Below are 24501 nucleotides of genomic sequence, written 5' to 3'. Positions count from 1 at the left end.
CTCGGGTGATCCTGCGACACAACAGTTTCCGTCCGGCGCCGGGCAGCACCACACCGGCACCGCGCAGATTCCCGCGGGCCAGTATCAGGCGTACGGCCAGCCGTACCCGGCGTCGGGGGCCGGGTACGGCCAGGCCGCACCGGGGCACAACCCGACCGAGCCGATCTTCGGCATGGGCAGCGGTCCGGGACAGCCCGGGGGTCCGGGCGCACCGTACGCGGGCGCACCGGGCGCGCCGGCGAAGAAGCGGTCCTTCAGCACCGGACTGGTCGCGGGCGCGGTGGCGCTGGCGCTGGTCAGCGGCGGCATCGGCGGCGCGGTGGGCTCGCTGGCCACCCGTTCCGACAACGGCGGCACGTCGGTGACCAATGCCCTCGACGCCCCGGTGAAGGGCAAGGACGTCGCCAACGCCCCGGCGGGATCGGTCCAGTCGGTGGCGCAGAAGGTGCTCCCGAGCGTGGTCATGATCCGGGTCGCGGGCAACCGGGCCGAGGGGGAGGGCTCGGGTGTGGTGCTCTCCACCGACGGGCTCATCCTCACCAACAATCACGTCGTCAACGGCGCGGGCCCGAACGCCAAGATGGAGGTGGCCTTCAGCGACGGCACCACCGCCGCGGCCACCCTGGTCGGCGCGGATTCGGTGTCGGATCTGGCGGTCATCAAGGTCACCGACAAGCAGGGCCTGGTCCCGGTCGATCTCGGTACCTCGGGCGGTCTGCAGGTCGGGCAGTCGGTGGTGGCGATCGGTTCGCCGCTCGGCCTGGCCGGCACCGTGACCACCGGCATCGTCTCCTCGCTCAACCGTCCGGTGTCCACCAGCGGTGAACCGGGCGCGCAGGGCACCGTCATCGACGCGATCCAGACCGATGCCGCCATCAACCCGGGCAACTCCGGTGGTGCGCTGGTCGATATGAACGGCAAGCTGATCGGCATCAACACCGCCATCGCGACGCTCGGCACCGCCGAGGCGGCCGGTTCGCAGAGCGGTTCGATCGGCCTCGGTTTCGCGATTCCGGTCGACACCGCGCGCCGGGTGGCCGATGAGCTGATCAAGACCGGCAAGGCCACCTACGCGCAGATCGGCGTGAAGGTCCGGGCGCAGGACGACGTGAACGGCGCCCGCGTGCTCGAGGTGACCGCCGACGGTCCGGCCGCCAAGGCGGGCGTTCCGAACAACGTCATCGTCACGAAACTCGATGACCAGGTGGTGGATTCGGGCAACGCGCTCATCGCCGCCGTGCGGTCGCACCGACCGGGTGACAAGGTCAAGCTGACCTACACCGACGATCAGGGCAAGAACCAGAAAACTGTCGAGGTCACCCTCGGCGAGGCAGTAGTGGAGGGCGGCCGATGATGAATCGCGGAGCTGGACGGGAGCCGATCCCGGCGATCCACGTCACGCGGGACGGGGGCTGGGAGCTGTTGTCGGACAATGGCGCTACGGTGAGCACCATGGAAATCGATGCCGCTGTCGCGGGCCGTGCTCTTGTCGTGGTCGTGGACGATCGAACCGCTCACGGCGGCGTGGATTCACTGGGCCCGCTGGTCACCGAGCTACTCACCGAGGCCGGCTTCCTGGTGGACGCCTCGGTGTCGGTCCAGGCCGACGAGGTGGAGATCCGCAACGCGCTCAACACCGCGGTCATCGGCGGCGTCGATCTGGTGATCTCCGTCGGCGGCACCGGCTCCTCACCGCGCGATGTCACGCCCGAGGCCACCGAGGAGGTGCTCGATCGCGAGATTCTGGGCATCAGCGAGGCGCTGCGCGCGTCCGGCCTGGCGTCGGGTTCGCTGGACGCGGGTCTGTCCCGAGGTCTGGCCGGCGTCTCGGGCAGCACCCTGGTGGTGAATCTGGCCGGTTCGCGCGCCGCGATCCGCGACGGCATGGTCACCCTGACTCCCTTGGCTATCAAGGTCATCGACGAGTTGTCCGGTCTGGAATGACCTCCGAGCCGGACCGTTCCACCCACGAGCCCCGCCCGGCCCAGCGCCGGGCGGGGTCCTCGCGTCTGACCCCCGAGGAGCGGGCCCGGCTGGCTCGCGTCTTCGGTGACGATCTCCCGTCCACCACCAAGGACGAGCGGACGCCCGAGCCGGACTCCGGGCAGTCCGGAGACGAATGGCTGCGCTCCCAGGTGCCCCCGCACCACGGTTGAGCCGCTATCACGGTCGGATCTCGACCTATCACGGTTGCATCTCGCACATCACGCCGATCGCGCTGAGTGTGCTCATTCTCTAATTCCCGTCGGTGGTGTCCCGGGCTTTCTTCCCGATCAGCGGCGCGAATCACAGTCGCGCGGAAACATTGTCCGTTTCGCATGAGCGACCCACTGTTGCCAATCAATTGCTGCTGTGGCTAAGGTCTCGGTCGGGTCAACAAACCTACGGGTCTATTAGTTTTGGTAAGCACGCTCGAGCTTTGCTCGAGCGGCGTTCGACGCCGTGGTGACCCTCTTTTCGGCTTCGGTGGTCGGAGCCGTACGCATCAACCTGATGAGGGAAAGAATGAGGGAGAACCGCACCAGCGGAATGCGTCACGCGGCTCGAATCGCGGGCGCGGGAGCCGCTGTGTCCGTGGCCTTCGGGCTGTTTTCTACCGGCGCCGCCAACGCTGACACCTTCGTACCGTTGCCGGACGGTTCGAAGTCGAGTCCGGCGGGCGTCACCATCAACCGGGTCGGCGAGCACGCCGTGCTCTCGCCGTCGCTGTCCGCCAATGGCGCGGGCCGCACCGCGTGGGTCTCGGGCAAGGTCTTCGCCGACGTCGCGAACACCCCCGAGGGCGAGGTCGGCCCCTGGAACGGCGCGGCCAACGGACCCGGTTCCAACAACTCCTCCACCCATGGCACCTCGCGCCTGACCACCGGCTACATCGTCGGTTGCCAGGTGAACATCGCCGACAACGCCATCTCGGCCGGTGTGTCCGGCGGCGTCAACCTCTCGGGCGGCAGCCTGGGCGCCTCGGTCGGCCTGAATCTCGGCCCGGGCGAGGTCAAGTTCGTGGCCCTCAACGGCAAGGACATCCTGAAGGCCGGCACGTACTCGGTCGAATACCAGGATGTTCCGATCGAGGTCCAGGGGTGCGCGGGCTACGCCCAGGCCCGGGCCTTCACCGTGGTCGAGATCATCGGCGACGACTACTCCAAGACCACCCTCTACGGGCAGCCGTTCAGCATCGGCTGACGTTGGTCAACCCCGATTCATTTCTCGCGTAAGCGAATTCGACCGCAGAGGGAAACAACGATGAACTTCCGAAAGACCGCGGCCCGCGCCGCCGGCGTCGGCTTCGCCGCCACCGCCGCCCTTGGCCTGTTCTCCACCGGCGCCGCCAACGCCGATACCTTCGTGCCGCTGCCGGGTGGCGAGATCACCCAGACGCTGTCCGACGGCACCGTGGTAACGGTTCGCCTGGTCGGCGAGTCCGCCAACATCAATCCGTCGCTGGGCTCCACCCCGGTCCACCGCAACGCGTGGGCCTCGGGCAGCGCGCAGGTGCAGATCTCGGGAGCCAACGACAACGTCGGCGGCAAGATCGTGCCGGGTTACGTCGTGGGTTGCCAGGTCAACATCTCCGGTGGCGGCGCCACCGGGGGTGCGACCGCGGGCGCCGACTACCAGGGCGCGATCGATCAGGGCGGAACCGGCGCGACCAGCGGCGCCAACCTGACCCTGGGCCCCGGCCAGTCCAAGGCGTTCTACGTCCTGGATCAGGAAGCCGCCGATGACTTCGGCAGCGAGACGCACTACGTCCGCAACAAGTTCCAGGGCTCCAACGGCTCGGTCACATGGGCCGACGAGACCATCGGCCTGACCGGTTGCGGTGGATACGCTCAGGCCCGCGCGTTCGTCGCGGTGCAGGTGGAAACCGACAATGTCATGAGCACGGTCACCCTGTGGGGACAGCCCTTCAGCCTCGGCTGACAGCTCGATCCGAACAGAACCCGAAGGGGCTCGGCGCTATTCGCGCCGGGCCCCTTTCGCTATCCACGGCAATTGGCACTTACCTGCGGGTAGGAGTACGAGCTCTATCGATCATCTTCTCTCCGGCCTCATGGACCACTCTTGTGATGTAAAGTGCCCCACGTCGCATCACATAAAGAATTTGTTAGCAGTAACACAGCGGCAACAATGTGGCGACACACTTACCTGGGTCTCGGAGAGCTTGCTTGACAAGACCCATTTCGGCTCCGGTGGTCGGGGCTGAACGCAAGAAACCTGATGAGGGGAAGTATGAGCGAGAACCGCTCCATCGGTCTGCGTCGCGGTGCCCGTTTCGCGGGTGTCGGCGCGGCCGCGGCCGTGGCCATCGGCCTGTTTTCGACAGGTGCCGCAAATGCAGATACCTTCGTTCCGTTGCCGGACGGACAGAAGGTCGCTCCGAGTGGAACCGTAACCATCACGCGCACAGGCGAACACGCAACCGTGTCGCCGTCGCTCTCCGCCAATGGCGCGGGTCGAGTCGTGTGGGTCAGCGGTAATGCCGTAGCTGAAGTCACTCAAACACCGGAAGGCACGGTCGGCCCGAACAACGGCGCCGCGAACGGCCCCGGTTCGAACAACTCGTCCACCCATGGTGCGTCGCAGCTGAGCACCGGTTACATCGTCGGTTGCCAGGTGAACATCGGTGAGGACGCCATTTCCGCGGGCGTCTCCGCGGGCGTCTCGCTCAGCGATGCCTCCGTGGGCGGTTCGCTCGGAATCAACCTCGGACCGGGCGATGTCAAGTTCGTGCAGATCGACTACAAGGACATCCTGAAGCCGGGTACCTACTCGGTGGAGTACATGGATGCCGAGATCCAGATCCAGGGTTGCGCGGGCTATGCCCAGGCGCGGTCGTACACCGTCGTCGAGGTCATCGGCGATCACTACTCGAAGACCACCCTCTACGGCCAGCCGTTCAGCATCGGCTGATGTGGTCTTGACCCGCCAAATCATCTCTCGCGCAAGCGATTCAACCCCTGAGGGACAAAAGATATGAACATCCGTAAGACCGTGGCGCGGGTGGCCGGTATCGGCTTCGTCGCAACTGCCGCCCTTGGCTTGTTCTCCACCGGCGCCGCCAACGCCGATACCTTCGTGCCGCTGCCGGGCGGCGAAATCACCAAGACCCTCTCCGACGGCACGGTCGTGACCGTCAAGCTCGTCGGCGAGTCCGCCAACATCAGCCCGTCGATGGGTGCCACCCCTGTGCACCGCAACGCCTGGGTTTCCGCTTCGGCGCAGGTCGAGATCTCCGGTGACACCTCTGCCACCGGTGGCAAGATCTTCCCGGGTTACGTTGTGGGCTGCCAGGTTACGCTCAACGGCGGCGGCGCCGAAGGCGGCGTTTCCGGCGGTGCGTCCTGGGACAGCTCGGGCAACGTCACCCCGTCCGCCGGTGCGACCACCGGTGGCAACCTGAGCCTGGGCCCCGGCCAGGCCAAGTCGTTCTACGTGCTCGACCTGGAGCAGGCCGACGACTTCGGTAGCGAAACCCACAAGGTCCGCAACGCCTTCAAGGGTGGCAGCGGCTCCGTGACCTGGGCCGATGAGACCATCGGCCTCAGCGGCTGTGGCGGCTACGCCCAGGCGCGCTCCTTCGTGAGCGTCGAGGTCGAGACCGACAACGTCATCAGCTGGGTCACCCTCTGGGGCCAGCCCTTCAGCCTCGGCTGAGAAGTAACGGCTGATCGTACGTAAGACCAACGGGCCCGGCGCATTTCGCGTCGGGCCCGTTCACGTTGCGCGGCAGGCTATCCGGCCCTTCGGGTGAGCGTGCCGCGCGCCTTCAGAATTCGTGCTTGCCGCCGCCGGAGTTGTTCTGCTGGGCGAGCAGATCCCGGATCTCTTGCAGCAGTTCGTTGTCCGTCGGCGCGGCGACGTCCGAACCCAGGAACCGGGCCTTGGCGTGATTCGCGGGCAGGACCACGACGAAGTACAGCAGTGCCGCGATGATCACGAAGTTCAGGCCCGCGGTGATGATCGGCCCGATGGCGATGAAGGTGGCGGGTTTGTCCGCTATCAGTTGGAAGCCGAGCCCGAGATTGTTGGTTCCGCCGAAGACGGCCAGCAGCGGGTTGATCACCCCGTCGCTGAATGCTGTGACGATGGCCACGAAGGCCGTGCCCATGACGACCGCCACGGCCAGATCGACGACATTTCCGCGAAGCAGGAATTGCTTGAAACCCTTGAGCATTGCCGATAACTCCTCTGCGTGATGACCCACGTGAGCAGGCCGGATAGCGAGTGTCGGACGGCTGGTCCGGGTGGAGAAATGAAGTTGTGCGGTATCGGGATCGTAGATCAACTCGTGCCGCGTGCGGTGTACCCGACACCCGGGTTCAGCGGAAGGTGACCGTCAGCACCGCGTGTAGTGACGCGGCCGCGACGGCGGTGGCGTGCCGCGAGTCCAGGGCCACCAGCACCACCCGTTCGCCCTGGTCGCGTGGGTTGCGGGCCTCGGGAACCAGCACCACGGCGGCATCGGAGGCCAGCAGGCGCGCGGGCCGCCCGTCCGCGCCCGGCTCGGCCGCGGCCACCACGTCCACCCGGTCGCCCGCGCGCAGAATGTCGGCAACGGCGTTGTCCGCCAAGCGAATCGGAACGATGCGAGCATCGGGCGCACCCGCCGCCAGGGCGGCCAGCCGGGGCCCGACCACCCGCAGATCGGTGAGGATCTCACCCGCCGCGACCGCGCCGGACAGGGTGGCCCCGCGCAGCCGATCGGGTTCGCGAACGGCCCCGGCGGGCAGGGTGGCGCTCTCGCGCGACGCGCTGCGCACATCGTCCAGGCCCAGCGTCAGCCCGGGCGGTAGATCTCGCACCGCCACCAGCACCTGGATCCGGTCGTCGGAGGAGGTGTCGTGAAATGCCGAGAATGCGGCGATGACCAGCAGGGCGACCGCGGTCACCCGGCGCAGCAGTACGGCATCGGCCCAGGTGGGGCGCAGCCGAGCCAGGAATTCGATGCGGGAACCACGACCGAGTTCGGAGTTCCCGCCGGTGCCGCCCCGCAGTCGACTCATGCCTGCAGACTAGGACCCCGCGCTATCGCCGAGCCCGGGAAAAGTCCCGCCTGTGGATAACCGAATGCGATGTGGAAAACGCCTGGTGCAACTATGAATTCGGAATGCGCGGACTCAGGCCGCGGAGGTGCTGGAGCTGCTCGCGCTGGTGGACGGCGCCGGAGTGCTCGCGGTGGAACCGTTCGAGCTGCTCTCGGAGGACTTCGAGCTGCCCTCGGAGGACGCCGAGGTCTTGGCCGGCTCGGTCGAGGTCGAGCCGTTGCGGCTGTCGGTGCGGTAGAAGCCGCTGCCCTTGAAGACGATGCCGACGGAGTTGAACAGCTTGCGCAGCTTGCCGTTGCACTGATCGCAGACCGTCAGCGTGTCATCGGAGAAGGACTGCACGATGTCGAACTTGTTGTCGCACTCGGTGCACGCATACGAGTAAGTAGGCATCGCTGAACCCTCCACGGTCAAAGTCTTTTAGCACTCTACAGCCGACACTGCCAACACTGCCAATCGGGCTTCAATTCCCGGACTGTTCTTCCAGCTTCCGCAATCCGCCCGACGGTGTCAGCACCCACCCCATTCGATGGTCGTGCGCTTCCTCCGGCAAATGGTGTACGAGTTCATCGTCGCGTACGACCGCGACCAACCTGGCATCGGCCCGGCACTCGCTCAAACTGCGATCGTAATAGCCGGCTCCGCGCCCCAATCGCACACCGCGCCGGTCTACCGCGAGTGCCGGAACGAGAATCACCTCCGCCGAGGAAAGCGCGTCCGAGATCGTCTCGCCGTCCGGCTCGCGCAGCCCGAACCGACCGCGCCGCAGATGTTCCGGACCCGTGTATTCGGCCCACTTCAGCGGACCCGGCTCCCCGGTAACCGGCAGCAGCACCCGGGCCCCGGCGGCGCGCAGCGCGTCCAGCATGGCGAGCGAGCCGGGTTCGCCACCGACCGGCACGTAGGCGCAGACCGTCCGCGCCTCGATGGTCGCGGTCGCGGCGGCCAGCGCGGCGGCTTCCCGCTCGCGTACATCGGCGGGGACGGCCTTGCGACGCGCGAGGATCAGCGCCCGCCACTGCGGTTTGCCGGGAACCTCGACTCCGTCTTCGCCGACTCCCGGTTCGCCGACCCCTCCTGGTTCGCCGAACCTGCCCAGCTCATCGCCATCGATCACCGGACAACGATATGCGCAGGTGGTGGGACCCACAGGTTTGCGGGTATGTGCCTGCGGTTAGAACTCAGACAAAGCGGTATACCGAGAAAACGGCAATACCCGACGAATCGAGCATTACCGAACATCGCGATCGGGATCCCAGACATCTCGCGCGTTCGAGCGATAGCGGCGCCACCCGGCTAAGAGCCGTGTGGCGCTTCGCACCCTTCGGAAGGTGTGGCGCACCGCACTCTCCGGGGCATCGCCGCGGCGCGGGAAAGGGTCCGATGCGGTCCCGAGGGTGCGAAGTTCATGGGGCAGTGCTGCGTTCACTGCGCTCCGCGCGGCCCGGAGCCTTAGGCTCTCGGGGACATCGAGACGGCGTGAGCGCCGCGTCGATAGGCATGACGAATGGATAGGGTGAGTTCATGACAGCGAATGGCGGCGGAGCTACGTCGTGCTTCCGCACCGCGGTAGTGCCCGCGGCGGGGCTCGGCACCAGGTTCCTGCCCGCGACCAAGACGGTGCCCAAGGAGTTGCTGCCGGTGGTCGACACCCCGGGCATCGAACTGGTCGCCGCCGAGGCCGCGGAATCCGGCGCCGAACGGCTGGTGATCGTGACGTCCCCCGGAAAAGACGGTGTGGTCGCGCATTTCGTCGAGGATCTGGTGCTCGAGGGAACCCTCGCCGAGCGCGGCAAGTTCCACCTGCTGGAGAAGGTCCGCAAGGCCCCCGGTCTGCTGGACGTGACCTCGGTCGTGCAGGAGGAGCCGCTGGGCCTGGGTCACGCGGTGGCGCAGGCGGAGTCGGTGCTCGACGAGGACGAGTCCGCCATCGCGGTGCTGCTGCCGGACGATCTGGTGCTGCCCACCGGCGTGCTGGGACTGATGGCCCGCGTGCGTGAGTCCTACGGCGGTTCGGTGCTGTGCGCGATCGACGTGCCCAAGGATCAGGTCAGCGCCTACGGCGTCTTCGACGTCGAGCCGGTGCCCGGCGCGCGCCCGGATGTGCTCAAGGTCAACGGCATGGTGGAGAAGCCCGCCCTGGCCGATGCCCCGTCCACGTACGCCGCCGCCGGCCGATACCTGTTGGACCGCGCCGTCTTCGACGCGCTGCGCCGGATCACGCCGGGCGCGGGCGGCGAATTGCAGCTGACCGACGCCATCGCGTTGCTGATCGCGGAGGGACATCCGGTGCACGTGGTGGTGCATCGCGGGTCGCGACACGATCTGGGCAACCCGGGCGGATATCTTCGTGCTGCGGTCGATTTCGCTTTGGAACGAGAGGAATACGGCCCCGCCCTGCGCGAGTGGCTCGAGCAGCGGCTCGGGCCGGGCTGGAATCCGCAGCCCACCTCGTACGAATAACGAAGTCTCCGTTGACGGGGTGTGCAGTGCGCGAGACCAGGGAAGGGCGGAATGCGCTCGGTTGAGGATCAGCAGATCAAGGTGACCGCGGCCGCAGTCGCGCCGCGGCCGGTCCGGGTCGCGATCTCGGAGGCTCAGGGATTACTGTGCGCCGAGGACGTGGTCACCGAGCGTCCGCTACCGGGTTTCGACCAGGCGGCCATCGACGGCTACGCGGTGCGCAGCGTCGATGTGTCCGGTGCGGGTGCGAACATTCGCGGCGAGGACGGTGAGGCCGTCGACCTGACGCTGCCGGTGGTCGGGGAGGTCGCGGCCGGTTCGCGGCAGCCGATTCGCCTGCAGCCCAGGCAGACCGTGCGCGTCGACACCGGCGCGCCGTTGCCGACCCTCGCGGATGCCGTTCTGCCACTGGACTTCACCGACGGCGGACGTGCGCGCGTGAAGGTGTACGAGCCGGTGCGTTCGGGCGACTACGTGCGCCGCATCGGCGACGACGTGCAGCCGGGTGATCTGGCCGTGCGCGCGGGCACCATCATCGGCCCCGCTCAGGTGGGTCTGCTGGCCGCGGTGGGCCGGGACAAGGTGCTGGTGCACCCGCGTCCGCGGCTGTCGGTGATCTCGGTCGGTGGTGAGCTGGTCGATATCGATCGCACGCCCGGTCCGGGGCAGGTCTACGACGTGAATTCCTACGCGCTGGCGGCCGCCGCGCGGGACGCGGGCGCGGACGTGAACCGGGTCGGCATCGTCAGCGGCGATCCCAAGCGGCTGCGAGATGTGGTGGAGGGCCAGCTGGTTCGCTCCGAGGTCGTGGTGATCGCGGGTGCGGTCGGCGGCTGGGCGTCCGAGCAGGTTCGCGAGGCGCTCGAGGGACTGGGCGAGTTGGAGATCACCCGGGTCGCCATGCATCCGGGATCGGTGCAGGGTTTCGGTCTGCTGGGCCGCGACGAGGTGCCGACCTTCCTGCTGCCGTCGAATCCGGTTGGCGCGCTGGTGGTTTTCGAGGTCATGGTGCGTCCGCTGATCCGGATCGCGCTGGGCCGCCGTCATCCCATGCGCCGGGTGGTGCGCGCGCGGACCATCCTGCCGATCGCCTCGATTCCGGGGCGGCGCGGTTATCTGCGCGCCCAGCTCATGCGTGACGAGCAGACCGGTGACTATCTGGTGCAGCCGCTGGGCGGGCCGAACGGGGCCTCCTCGCATCTGCTGGCCACCATGGCGGAGGCCAACAGCCTCATCGTGGTGGATCCGGATGTCACCGAGGTGCGAACCGGTGACGAGGTTCGGGTCGCCTTCCTCGCGCAGCGTGGGTGAAGTGTTGGACATGAACGTCTTCCGGGCCACCCAGCATCCGGGGTGGCCCGCGCATCTGGGCCCGGTGCAGGTGGCGGCCGGTCAGGTGACACTGCGGCCGATCCGGCTGCGCGATGCGGCGGCATGGTCCCGGATTCGCACCCGGGACCGGGATTATCTGGAGTTGTGGGAGCCGACCGGGCGCGGTGCCTGGGAGGCGCGCAACCATGCCTCGAACTGGCCGTCGCTGTGGTCCTCGCTGAAGGCCGAGGCCCGGCGGGGTTCGATGATTCCCCTGGTCATCGAGGTGAACGGGAGTTTCGCCGGGCAGATCACGGTCGGCAACATCGTGCGCGGCGCCCTGCGTTCGGCGTGGATCGGCTACTGGGTCGCCAAGGATCTGAGCGGTCAGGGCGTGGCCACGGCCGCGCTGGCGCTGGGGCTCGATCACTGCTTCGGTGAGGTGGGCCTGCATCGCGTGGAGGCGACGGTGCGCCCGGAAAACCTTGCCAGCCAGGCTGTTCTGCGCAATGTGGGGTTCCGGGAGGAGGGGCTACTGCGCCGCTACCTGGATGTGGACGGGGCATGGCGCGATCATCTGCTGGTGGCTATGACGGTGGAAGAGGTGTCGGGCACGGTGGTGGATCGGCTGATTCGCGCGGGGCGAGCAACCAGAGCCGTGTGACTACTGTGGCAGGTGTTGTCGGCGCGCCTGCGGGATATTCCTGGGGTGTGAAACTAGCCTACGGACGTCGGTGGTGCGTCCGGACGCCTGCCGGAAGCTGCTGCGGTGCACGTCGAAAGGCAGTGCACGTCAGAAGATCTGTACACATCGGAAGGGCAGTCGGTCAGGCGGGGACGGAGGTGTGAGTGCGATGCCGAATTCGATCTTGTGGATCGGTCTGGTCGTCCTCTGGGTGTTCGTGCTGTTTCCGATGTTGACCTCGCGTCATCCGCGTATTCGTCAACACACCGATGCCGCGTTGTCCACGAGGGTGCTGCATCGCGGCGACGACACCGAGCGACGCATCAGAAAAGGTCCGGCTTCCGGACATGACACCGATCCGGACTACGTGCCGGTTCGCAGGAAGCATCACCACAGCGATGATCCGGAGGATCGGATGACCAAATCGGACGACAGCACAGCTGGATCGGACGACGAGGATTTCGAGACCGCCCGCGAACGCCACACGGAGAGCTCGGCTTCCGTGGCGACACAGGTCGAGGTGATCGCAGAGCCCGCCGAACCGGTCGAGCCGGAGCGCGAGTCCAGGGTGCGGGACGCCGGTGAATCCCAGCCAGAGGCAGCGATATTCGATTCTCGATCCGATATCGGCGAACCGGACCGGCAACTCGGCGACGAGCCCGAGAATGAAGCGATAGAGCACAGCGCGACAGCATCCGAATCCGACCTCGCCGAGCCCGCGACGCCCTCCGGCGGCGCCGAGCCCGAGGAGCCCGTCCGGCGGGCGCGGCACAAGGTCGCGCCACCGCAGCAGGCCACCAGGGTTCCGGCGCTGCGCGACCCCGAACCCGAGCACGAGGAGTTCGACGAATCCGATTCCGAGGACCCGGATTTCGTTCCCAGCCGACGTGGCCGAGGCGGCTACGACCCCGAAGCCGACGCCATCGCCCGTGTGGCCCGCTACACCTTCCGCCAGCGCGCGGTGCTCGGTCTGGTGCTGGGCGCCCTGCTGTTCGCCGCCGCTGGTCTGGCGCTCTCGCCGGTGCTGTGGTGGCTCTCGGCGCTGTCCGGCACGGTGCTGGTGGGCTATCTGGCCTATCTACGCAGACAGGTGCATCTGGAGGAGGAGATCCGTCGCCGCCGGACCTCTCGGTTGCGCAAGCACGAGGACGACGCCGAGCAGGAGCAGGATCAGGCGCCCGATCGCCCGCGCCCGGACAAGGAGACCGCGCGCAGCCAGCTGCGCCGCGCCGTGCTCGTCGAACCCGATGACGAGGACCCGGTTTTCGAGAATCTCGAACTCTTCGACGCGGCCTCGGCCCGCGCCACCCGCCAGCGCGCCGCGGGCAGCCGCGACCGCCGCGCGGTCGGCGAATAACCACACCGCACACGACGACCAACGGGCACCCGGTTCACCGGGTGCCCGTTCTCGTTGTGCGCCGGATCATTTCATTGCCGGTCGTCCGGAATCTCATTGCGGTCGGAACGAGTGAGGGGGCCCGGCGTACGCCGGGCCCCCTCACGAAGTCGGAGAAGCTCTACCGCACCGGTGTGGCGGGCAGCTGCTGCTCGATCAGCTCGGCCAGGGTGCGCATCTTCGCCGCGAATTCCCGGGCCGCTGCCGGATCCGTGCCCGACCCCTTGACCACCTTCCGGGCCAGTGCGGTGAGCCGGGATTCGGCCGTGCTGAACACATCCGAACCGAGCGCGCGCGAGGGATCCTCGGGCAGATCACCGCGCAGCCAGGCGTGCAGCCGATGCATGACCTCGCCGCGGTCGGCCCCGCTGGGCAGCACCGCCACGGCCTCGCGCAGACGGCTCGCGGTGACCTTCCCGTCGGCGGCGAGCGTCGTGTAGACGGTGACGGCCACGTCCTCACCGTGCGCCACCACGATCGGCAGCAGCTCGCGCACCTGGCCCTCGTTGATGGACGGCGCCATCGGGTGCAGCCGGGCCGCGAGCGGCCAGGCGCGAATCAGTTTGTGCGCGTAGGACCGCTGCATGTCCCATCGCTTCTCGACGTAGTCGTCGAAGGTGCCGTGCTCGCTGCGGTAGAGCCGCCCGTCGCGCACGATCTGCAGGGCCCGCCCCGCCGTCCAGAACGCCACCCGCAGTGCGTCGATGGAGGACTCGCACAGCTCGAGTTGTTCCTGCTCACGCGAGCTCAGCGGGCCGTCCCCGGGGGTGGGGAGCGGGATGGAGAGAATGTCCTCGTTCGTATCCCGCTGTGCCGGGGCGGGTTTCGCCGTCGCCATCACCGGTTCGGCGGCGGGCTTCGAGGACGGCGGCACCGCCGGGTCGGCCGTGTGCGGCGTGCGAATCGGCAGCGCGATCGGAGCCGTCGGTTTCGTCGGTTGCTCGGCAAGCCGCTTGGCGATCAGCCCGTCGGTCCGCAGCAGGCGGGTGGAATCGGCGGGCTGCGCGGCGGCGGGTCGTGCGGCCGTCGGCTCGGCGGGTGCGGGTCGTGCGGCGGCGGGTTGGGCGGCGGCGGTGGGCTGCCATTCGGCATCGCGCAGCGGGGATACCGGCGGGGTGTGCTCGGCCTCGTCCGCGAGCGGGTTGCGAGGCAGGGTCGAACCGCCTCCGATGGAACTCTTACGGCGTTGCGGGGGCATCAGGCGGGGACCTCCACGGCTAGTCGGGCCGGGCCGTCGGCGGCGGCCAGGTAGGGGCTGATCAGTTCGTCGCCGACCCGGCGGTATTCGCCGAGGTCCTCGATCGGGTTCTCCGCGCCGTCGCCGACCTCGCCATCGGCGGCCTCGCGGTACCACTTCCAGCCGCTGACATAGGACTCGAACACGTCGTAGCCGGCGTCTTCGAGATTGCCGCGCTGCGAACGATATTCGGTGGAGACGTTGACGCCGCTCTTCATGGTGACCGGCACCTTGGTCATGAGCACCCGCACCCGGATGGCCTTGGAGCTCTCGCTCGCGGCCTCCTCGGCGGCCCGGTAGGTGCTGGGTACGCGTTTGACCTCCGACGGGCTCACGCTGGTCACCAGGATGAGTTCATCGGTCTCGGGGACGGCCGCCTTGAAGATATCGGCCGATTCACCGCCCGCGTCCACGACGATCACGTCGTACTTCGCGCCGTTGTCGGTGATGCAGTCCCCGACGTGCCGGGACGGAAAGGCGATCAGATCGAAGGGCACGCTCACCTCGGCCTGCCGCAGTCGCCGGTACCAGGAGTAGCCGGTCTGACTCAGCGGGTCGGCGTCGATCACCAGCACCCGGTGTTCGTGCACCGTCGCGAAATACGAGGCGAGGAAGAACGCGGAGGTCGTCTTGCCGACCCCGCCCTTGAGATTTCCGAGCGTGATGACGAGCGGTTCGGGGAGATTCGGGGCGGTCGCGGATGTGGTCATGAACATCCTCCTGACGATGTGGGAGGGGATGGAAACTCGCGTTTCAGTCTCACATGAGCGACTTGTATTGCCTCGGATTGTCGGCGTGTTTTCGCATTTCCTCGCCCGAAATCGGCCGAGAAATGGCTGTGTCCAATTGGACACAGCCGGGGATGTTTATCATTCCGTTATGAATTACACGCGTGTCATTCGTTGCGGTAATTCGAGATCCAGCGAACTATCCATTCTCGGAACGACTGCAATACCGAGATGTTCGAGTGTGATGAACGGAAGCCGGATAGCTGACCGCTTGATCGGAGGACCGCATCATGGAAAGTATCGGTGATAGACAGTTGGTTCGACTTCTCGACCGCGTGAGCTGGAGGGGCCTGGTCACAGGCGTACTGGGTGCAGCCGCCGTAGGCGCCGCCCTCCTCTGCACCGCGGGCCAGGCCGACGCTCGACCGGTGACGATTCCCGTGATCGGTGATATCGAGATCCCGAACGAGATCACGGCACAACTCGTAATTCCCGCCCCCATCGATTCGGCCCCGGTCATCGATATGACCCCGGCATTCGAATTCGCGCCGGCGCAAATTCCGCTCGATGATCCCGAGGTCGCGGGCCGCTTCGAATTCCGTCCCGTGACGTTTCCGGGGCGGGGTGAGTCCGAGGCGACCGGCCTGATTTCCATCCCCGAGACGGCGATTCGGGACCTGATCACCCCCGCGATCGGGACGCGGCCGATTCCGGCCGCCGCACCGGTCGAGCCTGCTCCCGTCGCCGCCCCGACCGCGGCGACATCGGATTCTCGCTCGGTGTCCATTGCCGGAGTCGGTGAATTCCTCGTCCCGAACGGCATTCCGGCCCTGACCGGAATTCCGGGACTGACCGACTCGGCCGCGGTGCCCGCGCCGATGCCCGGCGTGACGCCGCAGAAGACGCACGGCCAGCGCGCGGTCGAGGCGGCTCGCTCCAAACTCGGCGCGAATTATCGAACCGGCGGGGCGGGGCCCGACTCCTTCGACTGCTCGGGTTTCGTGCAGTGGTCGTATCGCGAGGCCGGTGTCGACCTGCCGCGCACCAGCTATTCGCAGCTGGAGGCCGGAACCCCGGTACCACTGGACGAATTGGAGCCGGGTGATCTGGTTTCCTACTACGGCGGCGGTCACTCCGCCCTGTATGCCGGTGAGGGGCAGGTCATTCACGCCAGTACCTACGGGTCCGGGGTGAAGATGTCGCCCGTGGACAACATGCCGGTGACCGGGGCCCGTCGTTTCTGATCACGGCGACGGCGCGGCATATGGGCCGATGCCGCCTCGCGGACGGGAGGTCCGGCCGCTGGGAAGTCTGCGGGGCGGCCGGCGCCTGTCCCGTCGCGACGCCCATGCCGACGTCCCCGGCCACAATGTCGGTCCGATGCGAACGGGCTGTTTCACTGGGCGTGAATTCGGTACTCGTCAGGAAAAATACTGTCGTGTAATCGAACCCGTAGTGATCTCGATCCGTCCTACGGTAAACAGCCTTCCGACACACCGAGGTGCGAAATGAGCACGAGGAAATCCGCGGCGATCGCCTTCACATCGCTCACCATCGCGGCCCTGTCGACCTTCGCGGCCGCTCCCGCCCAGGCCGCGCCGGTCTGCGCCGGGGCCGGGCAGCCGACCGCCATCGTCGCGTCCGCTCCGGGTAGCGCCTTCGAAGGTCTGACGGTGGACGCGGCCGGCCGGGCCTACACCACCGATCTGGTCAGCGGCCGGGTCTATCGATTCGACTTCCCGGGGGCGGCCCCGGTCACCATCGCCACCGTGCCCAGCGGCGGTGGCGGCGCGCTGGCCTGGGCTCCCGACGGGAAACTGCTCGTCGGGTACGGCGCGGACGCGCGGGCGCTGGTCGGGGATTCGCTGCGGCACGCGGGAATCATCAAGGTCGACCCGGACAGCGGCGCCGTGGAACCCTTCGCCGCCGGACTCAGCGCCGCGGACGGGATGGATGTGGCCTCGGACGGAACCGTCTACGCCACCAACGATTTCGGCAGTCTGGTCGGCCGGGTGTATCCGAACGGTGTGGTGCAGGCGGATTGGGGCAGCTTCCCCAGTGCGAACGGCGCGGTGCTCGGCGGGGACGACGGATACCTTTACGTCTCACGAACTTTCGTGAACCCTGGCGTGAGCCGAATCCCCACCAACGCGCCCGGTGCGCCGCAGTCGCTGCTGGATCTCGGAGGTCTCGACGCTCCCGACGGCCTCACCCTGGATTCGGCCGACCGCCCGGTCGTGCCGCTGAATCCGTCCGGTCAGGTGATTCGGATCGACGCCCCCGGTCAGTTCTGCGTGCTCGGCTCCGGCCCGAATTTGACCAGCGTGGTCAGCTACGGCCGCGGTGACCGGGGCTTCTCCGCCGGTCGCCTCTTCGGCGCCACCTTCACCGGCCTGGTCTACGAGATCCCCGGCGGCTTCGACCCGAACGCCCGCACGGCAACGCCCTAGCCGGGCGCGGTAGAGCCCGAACTCCCCGAGGCGTCGGGCTCTACTCGGCGACGGGTTCGGTGAGGAGGCCGACCAGCATGGCGACGATGTTGTCCTGCACCGCTTTCCGGTCGGTCTCCCCGGTGAATTCCTGCCGCTCGTAGTCGGCGAGCAGGGCGAACATCACCGTGGTCATGGCCTGCATCCGGTACCGCTTGAGCGCGGGGGAGCGGTGCGGCAACGTCTTGAACAGCCGCGCCACCAGGGCCCGCGTGCCGTGCCAGCGCGGTTCGTTCAGGTCCGGTCCGCCGACGGCCGGGTGCGTGCGGGCCTGTTCCAGGAAGCGCGCGTAGTGCGTGGAGCCCTCGGCGTAGGGCACCTCGAACATGGGCCGCAGCAAGATCTCCACCAGCGCGGCGACCGTATCGGGCGAACCGGAGGCCTCGTGGTCGGCCAGCAGTGCGCTGCGCCGCGTTTCCATGGCGGGCTGGTGCCGTTCGATGATCGCGACGAAGAGCCCGTCCCGGGATCCGAAGTGATAGTGGACGGCCGAATTGTTGCGCTGGCCCGCCGCGACCGCGATATCGCGCAGCGCCACATCGGGTCCGTGTTCGGCGATCGTCCGCTCGCCCGCGAACAGAATCAGTTGCCGGGCATCAGGGCTGGTCACCGGGCCACTATACGGAGGTGGGCGCCGCATCGGAATCTCGTCGCCGGATGCTCGCTCGTACCGGCTCGACCGCGACCGACCTGCGCACCGGCGTGCCGACGGGCAGTATCCGCCAACTCTTTGTGGCGGTATTGCGATGTGGGTCACAAACATGACATAGTTGCGCCGCAATACTGAGACTAGGCAGTCTCACAAACGGGGTAATCAGGGTAAGGAAGTGGGTCGATGACGACCAGGCGTTTTCCCAGGCGGATGCTGCGGCTCTGCACGGTGACGATCAGTGCACTGCTGGTCGCGGCAGCATTGGGGGCGCCCGCGCAGGCGGATCCCGAGACGCCCCCGGTGCAGCCGGTGACGGCGCTTCCGCTTCCGCCGGAACTGGATCCCGGGTTCTACAACCCGCCCGCCGAGACTGTCGCAGCCACCGCGCCCGGCGCGATCATCGCGGTGCGGCAGGTCGATGTCGCCAACTTCGGGATCATCCCGCTCAATGTCGACGCCTGGCAGGTGTCCTACCGCTCCAACAACAGCCGTGACGAAGCCATCCCCGCCGTGGCCACCCTGATCAAGCCGCGTGGTACCTCGCCGACCCCGCGCAAACTGCTCTCGGTGCAGATCGCGGAGGACTCGACCGCCGGGTACTGCGCGCCCTCCTATGCGCTGCAGCATCTTTCGGCCTCGGCCCTGCTGGGGCAGATCGTCGCGCCCGCCGAGTTCCTCTTCGCGCAGTCCGCGTTGCAGATGGGCTGGGCCGTGGTGATCCCTGATCACGAGGGCCCGAACTCGGCGTACGCGGCCGGGCCGCTCGCCGGTCGCATTACCCTCGACGGCATCCGTGCCGCCACCGACTTCGGCCCGCTCGGCGTCGGTCATACCGCGCCGATCGGCATGTACGGGTACTCGGGCGGATCGATTCCGACCGGCCACGCCGCCGAACTGCACAAAACCTATGCGCCCGAACTGAATATCGTCGCCGCCGCCGCCGGCGGCGTGGGCGCGGATCTCGGTGCCGCGCTGGAGATGGCCAACAATCAGGCGACCTCGGGTCTGGTGCTGGGTGCGGTACTGGGCCTGGCGCGTGAATACCCCGACTTCGACCGCTTCCTGGATCAGCGACTGAACCCGCTCGGCCAGGCGCTCAAGGCGATCAAGGCCCCGCTGTGCGTGCAGTACCAGTCCGCGCTGGTGCCGTTCCTGAATATCAAAGGCCTGATCAACAGCCCGGATCCGCTGCGCGAGCCGGTGGTTCAGGCCATGGTGGAGGACACTCGCCTGGGCAGGACGCTCCCCGATATGCCGCTGTTCCTGTGGCATTCGCAGTGGGACGAGATCTTGCCGCTGCACTCGACCAACCAGTTGGTCGACACCTATTGCAAGGACCCGAACGCGTCGGTGCAGTACACCCGCGACGGGGCGAGCGAGCACGTGGTGGCCGAGGTGGTCGGCGGTCCGGCGGCCATCCTGTGGCTGCGTGACCGGCTCGACGGTGTTCCGGCGCAGTCCGGTTGCACCACCACCGATATGCCGTCCATGCTCGGCACCCCCGGTGAACTGGAGATGCTGAACTCGACTCTGGGCGAGACCGTCGCTTCGTTCTTCGGGAAGCCGATCGGCGCCGCGTAGCCATTGCCGAAGCTGTGACCCCCGGACCTTCCTCAGGTCCGGGGGGTTTTCCTGACCGGGGGCTGTCCGTGCGGTGAACGATGCGGCAGGATCGGGGAGTCCGACTTGTCGCTATCGGTGGTGGGAGACGCAATGAGGCCCGAACTCGAGGACTGGAAAGCCCGGGGGACCACCTTCGAGCACGATGGTCGGCGGATCTTCTACATCAGGGAGGGCACCGGCCCGACCCTGCTGCTCGTTCACGGTTATCCGTACAACTCGTTCGACTGGCATCGGATCTGGCCGGACCTCACCGCCAACTATGACGTCATCGCCCCCGACATGCTCGGAATGGGCTTCTCCGACAAGCCGATTCGGCATCGGTACAGCGTGTTCGAGCACGCCGACATGCACGATGCGCTGCTCGAACACCTCGGTGTCGGCAAGACTTTGCTGCTCGCGCACGACCTCGGGGTCAGCGTCGCGCAGGAGATGCTGGCCCGCCGCCGCGAGGGTGCTCTCGCGCCACGGATCCAGGCCGTGGTGCTGCTCAACGGTGGACTGTTCTACGAGGTCTACCGCCCGCGCCTGGTGCAGAAGCTGCTCACCTCACCGTTCGGGCATGTGCTCGGCCCGCTCATGAACGACACCGTGGTGAAGGCGGCGACCCGCGAGATGTTCGGGCCGGACACTAAACCCACCGACGAGGACATGAAGCCGCTGCTGGAAGTGCTGTACTACAACCACGGTCGCTTCACCTCCCATCTAGTCGGCCGATTCGTCTTGGAGCGCAAGGAGTTTCGCGATCGCTGGGCCGAGCCGCTGATCGATCCGGCGGTGCCGATCCGGTTGATCAACGGTCCGCTGGATCCGAATTCCGGCGCCCATCTGGCGGCGCGCTATCGCGAACTGGTTCCGGCCCCGGACATCGTGAGCCTGGACGAAATCGGGCACTGGCCGCAGCTCGAGGATCCCGCCCGGACTTTCGAGGCCGCACACGCATTTCTGCGCGGAGTGAATTCCGCGTAATCGCACTCCGATTGCGCGGCGGCACCGGCGCTCGCGTGGAATACTCCGCGTTATGCAGTACAGGGGATTCGATGATCCCGACGCAGGTGAGGACCCTGAGGCAGCTCAGGCCCGAATTTTTCTCAGCGAGTTGGAAAAGCATGCCGCCACACTGACCCGGGGGTTGCAGAGCGCTCCCACGCCCGAGGCTCGGCAATCGATCACCGCCGAACTGTCCGCGCTGCGCAGATATGTCGATCGCATTCATCGGCGATTTCCGGAAATCGCGGTCGCGCATCCGTTTCGCGGAAATCAACCCGGAGCGCCCACGCTCTGAATTGCGGTGTGTCCGCGGTGGTCAGGTGCGCATGATTCCGGCGATCAGCAGTAGCAGCGATTGCTGTGCCTCGGCCTGCGCGGTTTCCGCGTCGGCCGCGTGCGCCACGATCAACGAGGCCTCGATGATCGCGCTGAACAACAGCTGCGCCATGACCTTGACCGGAACATCGGCGATCAACCCTGCGGCGCGGGCGTTTTCGAGCTGCGTGGTGACCAGCCCCAGACCGTGTGAGACCTCGAATTCCCGCCACACCTCCCACCCGAGAACGGTGGGGGCGTCGGTCATGACGATGCGCAGCATGTCGGGTCGTCGGCAGATCCGAAGGAAGGTGCCCAGGCCGACGGCCATCGCGGACAGCACGTCGTCGGGATCGATTGCCGCGATGGCGGTTTCGATCTCCGCGGTGCTCTCGGTTTCGATCTGCTCCAGGATGACCAGGAACAGGCCGCGTTTGTCGCCGTAGTGGTGGTGCAGCGCGCCCCGGGTGACGCCGGCCGCCGAGACCAGATCCTCGGCGGAGGTGCCGGCGAACCCGCGCTCGGTGAACAGCCGGCGTCCGGCGTCCTCGAGCGCGGTCCGGGTGGCGCGCGATCGATCCTCCTGGCTACGGCGTGGCATGCAGCCGAGTGAACTCCAGGATCGCGGTGGTGAGCAACTCGGGCTGGTCTTCGGGCAGGAATGTGTAGGAATCGTCGATGAGCGTCAGGGTCGCGTTCGGCAGGTCCCGCGCCAGGCGCTCGGCGAAGGACACCGGGAACAGGCGGTCCTCGCTGGCCCAGGCCAGCAGGACCGGGATGTCGATCTCGCCGAAATGCTTCGCGGCCTCGAGTGTGTAGGTGTTCTTCAAGCTGGGCAGCAGCCGCCGCAGGTCCTTGCGAATGGCGGCCGAATTGCGGCTGGGCAGCAGATAGGAGTCGGCGATCTCCTTCGGCACCGGGCGCTTGGTGACCCACCCGAATGCGATCGGCAGCCGGTGCAGCGCGCGAATTCGCAGCGATTCGGTCAGCGGGCGCATGCTGCCCGGAATCCGGGCCAGCCAGGGCAGTGCGGTGAACGGCTGCGGCAGGAAACCCTCGTAGCTGTCGACCGTGGCCAGCACGACGCGGCCGATTCGCGAGCGGTCGCGGCTCAGCCACACCTGGGTGAGCGCGCCGCCGGTGTCGTTGGCGACGACGGTGACGTCGGTCAGATCGAGTTGTCGCACGAAGGACGCCATCAGGTCGGCGATGCCGGTCGGTGTGAGATCTGCTGCGGGGAGCGGGATTTCGTGAGATCCGAGCGGCCAGTCCGGGACGATGCAGCGATATCCGGCCGCCACCATCCCCGGCACCACCTTGCGCCACAGATCCGCGTTGACGAGCAGGCCGTGCACGAACACGACCGGTGCACCCTCCCCGATGTCGTAGTACCTGATTCGGCCGCCGGGCAGGTCCACCTCGTGAGCCGGGCCGAGCGAAGCGCTGATTGCCATCGTGTCTCCAATGCTGGGGTACCCCGACACTGTTACATACATACGGTATGTATGTCTATGGAAGAGCGCGTTTTTCCCGTGCTCACGACGCGGATCAGGCAGCGTGGACGTCAGTGTCCGACGCGGTCCAGCCATGCCAGCAGCGCAGGAATCGCGAGATACGCGATGGTGGCATGGGTCGCGCCGGGAATCTGCTCGTAGGTGAGGTCGATCCCGAGTCCCTTCTCGTGCGCGACGAAGGCATCGGTGTCGGCGGGCACGACCAGTTCGTCGTCGCGGCCCTGCGCGATGAACAGCGGCGCCGCGAATCCCTGTGCGCCGGCGGAGTTCTGCGCCAGCAGCCCGTCCCAGGGAGCCGTCGTCGTCGGATCGTGGGTGGTGAAATCGCCGATCAGCGGTTGCCCGAGTTCGTGCAGGCGCGTCAGATTGCTCAGCAGGCACAGCTGATTCATCTGCGGCACAACCGCTCTGGCCTGAGTGGTGAGGATGTCCTGAAGCTGCGCACCGTATGCCTCGGAGAAGGCGGTGAACGCGTACGCGCCGATGGTGACTCCGGAGATGTCGTTCGCGTGGGTGCGCATGAGCGCGGTCAGATCGGCAGCCGGAGCCGCGGCCGCCACCGCCACCACCGACAGTTCCGGTGCGTAGGCGTGGGCGTTCTCGGCGGCGAACAACACGGCCTGACCACCCTGGGAGTGCCCCCACAACACCACCGATGTTCCGGCCTCCGCGTCCGGGATCGTGCGTGCCGCACGCACCGCGTCGAGCACCGAGTGCGCCTCGGTCTGTCCGATCAGGTAGGAATCGGGGCCGTCGGTGCCCATGCCCGCGTAGTCGGTGGCCACCACGGTGTAGCCGCGATCCAGCAGAAAACGCAGGCCCTCGATGCCGAGGAACGGGTCGAAGCCGCGCGACGGGGCGCAGTCGGGCGCCGCGCCGGTGGTTGGGTGTCCCCAGGCGAGCACGGTGCGCCCGCCCTTCGGGGCCGGTCCGACCGGGGTGATCACGGTCCCGGTCACCACGACCGGTTCGCCCTTCGCGTCGGTCGAGCGATACATGATCCGCCAAGCTCGGGCTCCGACCGGATTTCCGATCAGCGCTTCGCTTTTCACCACCGTGCCCGGCATTCCCTCGGCCGCGCCGGGCGGCTGTTGATAGAACGCGGCGATGCCGGGACGTTCTTCTTCGTCACCGCGTATTCGGAGCAACTCCAGTGAGACCAGGGTCAGCGCGAGCGCCAGTGCGACCACCGCGACAACGGCTACGACCCGCAGAATTCGACGCATGATCGACCTCCGGTCCTGAATTCACAGCAAAAAGCGCCGGGAATGCATTGTCACGCTCGCTCTCTCGCTCGCGCAGGCATATGCGGCAACTCGGCGAGAACTGGTGCAACTCGTGGGCCGCCGCGTGTGGACGGTGTCGTTTCTGATTCGAGCTATCCGGTAGCGATCGAATCGGAGCGAAAGTGGTGCGTGAGGCCGCCCAGCGCGGGCTGCTCGAACTCAGCCGGTCGGTTCGGCCAGGTAATGGCGTAGTAGCGCGATGAGGTGCTGATGGGCCTCGTCCAGTGGGTGGACCGATTTCAGTGCGCGGGATTGGATGATCGCGCCCTCGATGACCGTGAGGGTGAAGCCGCCCAGTGAGCGGGCGGCCTCATCGGAGAACCCGGCTCTGGTCAGTGATTTCGAGATCTGGGCGCTCCACTCGACGAAGGCCTGGCCCGCGACTGCCTGCACATTCGGATCCGACTCGGCGAGGGCGGCGGCCATCATGAACGATCCCTCGCGATACGCGCTGGATTCGAGCGGGCCGCGCCAGAAGCTGATCAGGAAGTCGAGCCACTGACCGAGGTCGCCCGTGCTCTCGAGAGTCTGGTCGGCGCGGGCGATGTGGGAGTTCACGATCCTGGACACGATCTTCGCCGCGTTCTCGACGAGTTCGCTCTTGCCTGCGGGGAAGTGCTGGTAGAGCGAATTTCGTGAGGCATTGCTGCGCTTGAGCAACTCGGCGAGCCCGGCCGCGTGCACGCCCTGTTCCTGCACGACCGCGATCGTGCTGGCGATGAGTCGTGACCGTGGACCCGCCGTCATGTGGTTGCCTCCGCACCCTTGC

General features: G+C 67.3%; 26 protein-coding genes. 15 read left to right on the top strand and 11 right to left on the bottom strand.

Going from position 1 to position 24501, the window contains the following annotated elements:
* The first annotated feature begins 172 nt into the window (after positions 1-172).
* The 7 genes from NJ1_RS40245 (at position 173) to NJ1_RS23770 (ending at position 5655) form a co-directional block, all read left to right on the top strand.
* The gene (locus NJ1_RS40245; RefSeq protein WP_157574182.1) at positions 173-1354 is read left to right on the top strand and encodes a S1C family serine protease; all 1182 of its coding nucleotides are present in this window, start codon (positions 173-175) and stop codon (positions 1352-1354) included.
* Between the two features lie 98 nt (positions 1355-1452).
* A complete protein-coding gene (locus NJ1_RS23795; protein WP_218025256.1) occupies positions 1453-1944 on the top strand; it encodes a MogA/MoaB family molybdenum cofactor biosynthesis protein in 492 nt (163 codons plus the stop codon).
* Positions 1941-2156 (top strand): hypothetical protein, encoded by a 216-nt coding sequence (locus NJ1_RS23790; protein ID WP_067698105.1) that lies wholly within the window; start codon positions 1941-1943, stop codon positions 2154-2156. The genes NJ1_RS23795 and NJ1_RS23790 overlap by 4 nt, the downstream gene beginning before the upstream one ends.
* A 349-nt stretch (positions 2157-2505) precedes the next feature.
* The gene (locus NJ1_RS23785) at positions 2506-3183 is read left to right on the top strand and encodes an MspA family porin (protein ID WP_067698166.1); all 678 of its coding nucleotides are present in this window, start codon (positions 2506-2508) and stop codon (positions 3181-3183) included.
* 60 nt (positions 3184-3243) lie between these two features.
* Positions 3244-3921 carry an MspA family porin gene (locus NJ1_RS23780; RefSeq protein ID WP_067698103.1) on the top strand — a complete coding sequence of 226 codons (678 nt, stop codon included), beginning with the start codon at positions 3244-3246 and terminating at the stop codon, positions 3919-3921.
* A gap of 309 nt (positions 3922-4230) precedes the next feature.
* Positions 4231-4911 carry an MspA family porin gene (locus NJ1_RS23775; protein ID WP_067698101.1) on the top strand — a complete coding sequence of 227 codons (681 nt, stop codon included), beginning with the start codon at positions 4231-4233 and terminating at the stop codon, positions 4909-4911.
* 63 nt (positions 4912-4974) lie between these two features.
* Positions 4975-5655, top strand: coding sequence for an MspA family porin (locus NJ1_RS23770; RefSeq protein WP_067698099.1), 681 nt, complete (start codon positions 4975-4977; stop codon positions 5653-5655).
* A 112-nt stretch (positions 5656-5767) separates the two neighbouring features.
* On the opposite strand, the gene mscL is transcribed toward NJ1_RS23770, so the two are convergent.
* The 4 genes from mscL to NJ1_RS23750 all read right to left on the bottom strand — a co-directional run bounded on the left by mscL (position 5768) and on the right by NJ1_RS23750 (position 8163).
* The gene (mscL, locus tag NJ1_RS23765; RefSeq protein ID WP_067698097.1) at positions 5768-6175 is read right to left on the bottom strand and encodes a large conductance mechanosensitive channel protein MscL; all 408 of its coding nucleotides are present in this window, start codon (positions 6173-6175) and stop codon (positions 5768-5770) included.
* A 145-nt stretch (positions 6176-6320) separates the two neighbouring features.
* The gene (locus NJ1_RS23760) at positions 6321-7004 is read right to left on the bottom strand and encodes an SAF domain-containing protein (RefSeq protein ID WP_067698095.1); all 684 of its coding nucleotides are present in this window, start codon (positions 7002-7004) and stop codon (positions 6321-6323) included.
* A 114-nt stretch (positions 7005-7118) separates the two neighbouring features.
* Complete coding sequence (locus NJ1_RS23755; protein WP_067698093.1) at positions 7119-7439, bottom strand: FmdB family zinc ribbon protein; 321 nt, start codon at positions 7437-7439, stop codon at positions 7119-7121.
* Between the two features lie 70 nt (positions 7440-7509).
* Positions 7510-8163, bottom strand: a complete 654-nt coding sequence (locus NJ1_RS23750) for a 5-formyltetrahydrofolate cyclo-ligase (protein ID WP_422615772.1) — start codon at positions 8161-8163, stop codon at positions 7510-7512.
* A 407-nt stretch (positions 8164-8570) separates the two neighbouring features.
* Between NJ1_RS23750 and NJ1_RS23745 the strand changes: the two genes are divergently transcribed.
* From NJ1_RS23745 to sepX, 4 genes are all read left to right on the top strand, one after another.
* Positions 8571-9509 (top strand): UTP--glucose-1-phosphate uridylyltransferase, encoded by a 939-nt coding sequence (locus NJ1_RS23745; RefSeq protein WP_067698091.1) that lies wholly within the window; start codon positions 8571-8573, stop codon positions 9507-9509.
* A 51-nt stretch (positions 9510-9560) separates the two neighbouring features.
* On the top strand, positions 9561-10820 hold the full coding sequence (gene glp, locus NJ1_RS23740) for a molybdotransferase-like divisome protein Glp (RefSeq protein ID WP_067698089.1): 1260 nt from the start codon (positions 9561-9563) through the stop codon (positions 10818-10820).
* A gap of 10 nt (positions 10821-10830) precedes the next feature.
* Entirely contained in the window at positions 10831-11484 is a 654-nt protein-coding gene (locus NJ1_RS23735) for a GNAT family N-acetyltransferase (protein ID WP_067698162.1), read from the top strand.
* Between the two features lie 190 nt (positions 11485-11674).
* Positions 11675-12862: a divisome protein SepX/GlpR gene (gene sepX / locus NJ1_RS23730; protein WP_067698160.1), complete on the top strand. Its 1188-nt coding sequence runs from the start codon at positions 11675-11677 to the stop codon at positions 12860-12862.
* A gap of 160 nt (positions 12863-13022) precedes the next feature.
* On the opposite strand, the gene NJ1_RS23725 is transcribed toward sepX, so the two are convergent.
* Both NJ1_RS23725 and NJ1_RS23720 read right to left on the bottom strand, forming a co-directional pair.
* Positions 13023-14099: a hypothetical protein gene (locus tag NJ1_RS23725; protein ID WP_067698087.1), complete on the bottom strand. Its 1077-nt coding sequence runs from the start codon at positions 14097-14099 to the stop codon at positions 13023-13025.
* Positions 14099-14848, bottom strand: coding sequence for a ParA family protein (locus tag NJ1_RS23720; protein WP_169813191.1), 750 nt, complete (start codon positions 14846-14848; stop codon positions 14099-14101). Before NJ1_RS23720 ends, NJ1_RS23725 begins: the two co-directional genes overlap by 1 nt.
* Before the next feature lie 446 nt (positions 14849-15294).
* On the opposite strand from NJ1_RS23720, the gene NJ1_RS23715 reads away from it, so the two are divergent.
* Positions 15295-16110 (top strand): C40 family peptidase, encoded by an 816-nt coding sequence (locus tag NJ1_RS23715; RefSeq protein ID WP_245717556.1) that lies wholly within the window; start codon positions 15295-15297, stop codon positions 16108-16110.
* A gap of 264 nt (positions 16111-16374) precedes the next feature.
* A complete protein-coding gene (locus tag NJ1_RS23710) occupies positions 16375-17316 on the top strand; it encodes an SMP-30/gluconolactonase/LRE family protein (RefSeq protein WP_067698083.1) in 942 nt (313 codons plus the stop codon).
* Between the two features lie 40 nt (positions 17317-17356).
* Here the strand turns inward: NJ1_RS23710 and NJ1_RS23705 are convergent, their stop codons facing one another.
* Positions 17357-17965, bottom strand: a complete 609-nt coding sequence (locus NJ1_RS23705; protein WP_218025255.1) for a TetR family transcriptional regulator — start codon at positions 17963-17965, stop codon at positions 17357-17359.
* A 225-nt stretch (positions 17966-18190) separates the two neighbouring features.
* On the opposite strand from NJ1_RS23705, the gene NJ1_RS23700 reads away from it, so the two are divergent.
* Together NJ1_RS23700 and NJ1_RS23695 are read left to right on the top strand one after the other, a co-directional pair.
* Positions 18191-19588, top strand: coding sequence for a lipase family protein (locus tag NJ1_RS23700; protein ID WP_067698079.1), 1398 nt, complete (start codon positions 18191-18193; stop codon positions 19586-19588).
* A gap of 132 nt (positions 19589-19720) precedes the next feature.
* On the top strand, positions 19721-20596 hold the full coding sequence (locus NJ1_RS23695; RefSeq protein WP_067698077.1) for an alpha/beta fold hydrolase: 876 nt from the start codon (positions 19721-19723) through the stop codon (positions 20594-20596).
* A gap of 337 nt (positions 20597-20933) precedes the next feature.
* Here NJ1_RS23695 and NJ1_RS23685 read toward each other — a convergent pair whose 3' ends face one another.
* The 4 genes from NJ1_RS23685 to NJ1_RS23670 all read right to left on the bottom strand — a co-directional run bounded on the left by NJ1_RS23685 (position 20934) and on the right by NJ1_RS23670 (position 24479).
* Positions 20934-21533 carry a TetR/AcrR family transcriptional regulator gene (locus NJ1_RS23685; protein WP_067698072.1) on the bottom strand — a complete coding sequence of 200 codons (600 nt, stop codon included), beginning with the start codon at positions 21531-21533 and terminating at the stop codon, positions 20934-20936.
* A complete protein-coding gene (locus NJ1_RS23680) occupies positions 21520-22386 on the bottom strand; it encodes an alpha/beta fold hydrolase (protein WP_067698070.1) in 867 nt (288 codons plus the stop codon). The genes NJ1_RS23685 and NJ1_RS23680 overlap by 14 nt, the downstream gene beginning before the upstream one ends.
* A gap of 110 nt (positions 22387-22496) precedes the next feature.
* Complete coding sequence (locus tag NJ1_RS23675; RefSeq protein ID WP_067698068.1) at positions 22497-23672, bottom strand: alpha/beta fold hydrolase; 1176 nt, start codon at positions 23670-23672, stop codon at positions 22497-22499.
* Positions 23673-23891: 219 nt separating this feature from the next.
* A complete protein-coding gene (locus tag NJ1_RS23670) occupies positions 23892-24479 on the bottom strand; it encodes a TetR/AcrR family transcriptional regulator (RefSeq protein ID WP_067698066.1) in 588 nt (195 codons plus the stop codon).
* Between the last annotated feature and the right edge of the window lie 22 nt (positions 24480-24501).

The organism is Nocardia jejuensis NBRC 103114, assembly GCF_001613145.1.
GTDB classification, from domain to species: domain Bacteria; phylum Actinomycetota; class Actinomycetes; order Mycobacteriales; family Mycobacteriaceae; genus Nocardia; species Nocardia jejuensis.
The sequence above is the reverse complement of the archived record's forward strand: the minus strand, read 5'-3'. Positions and strand labels throughout refer to the sequence as shown.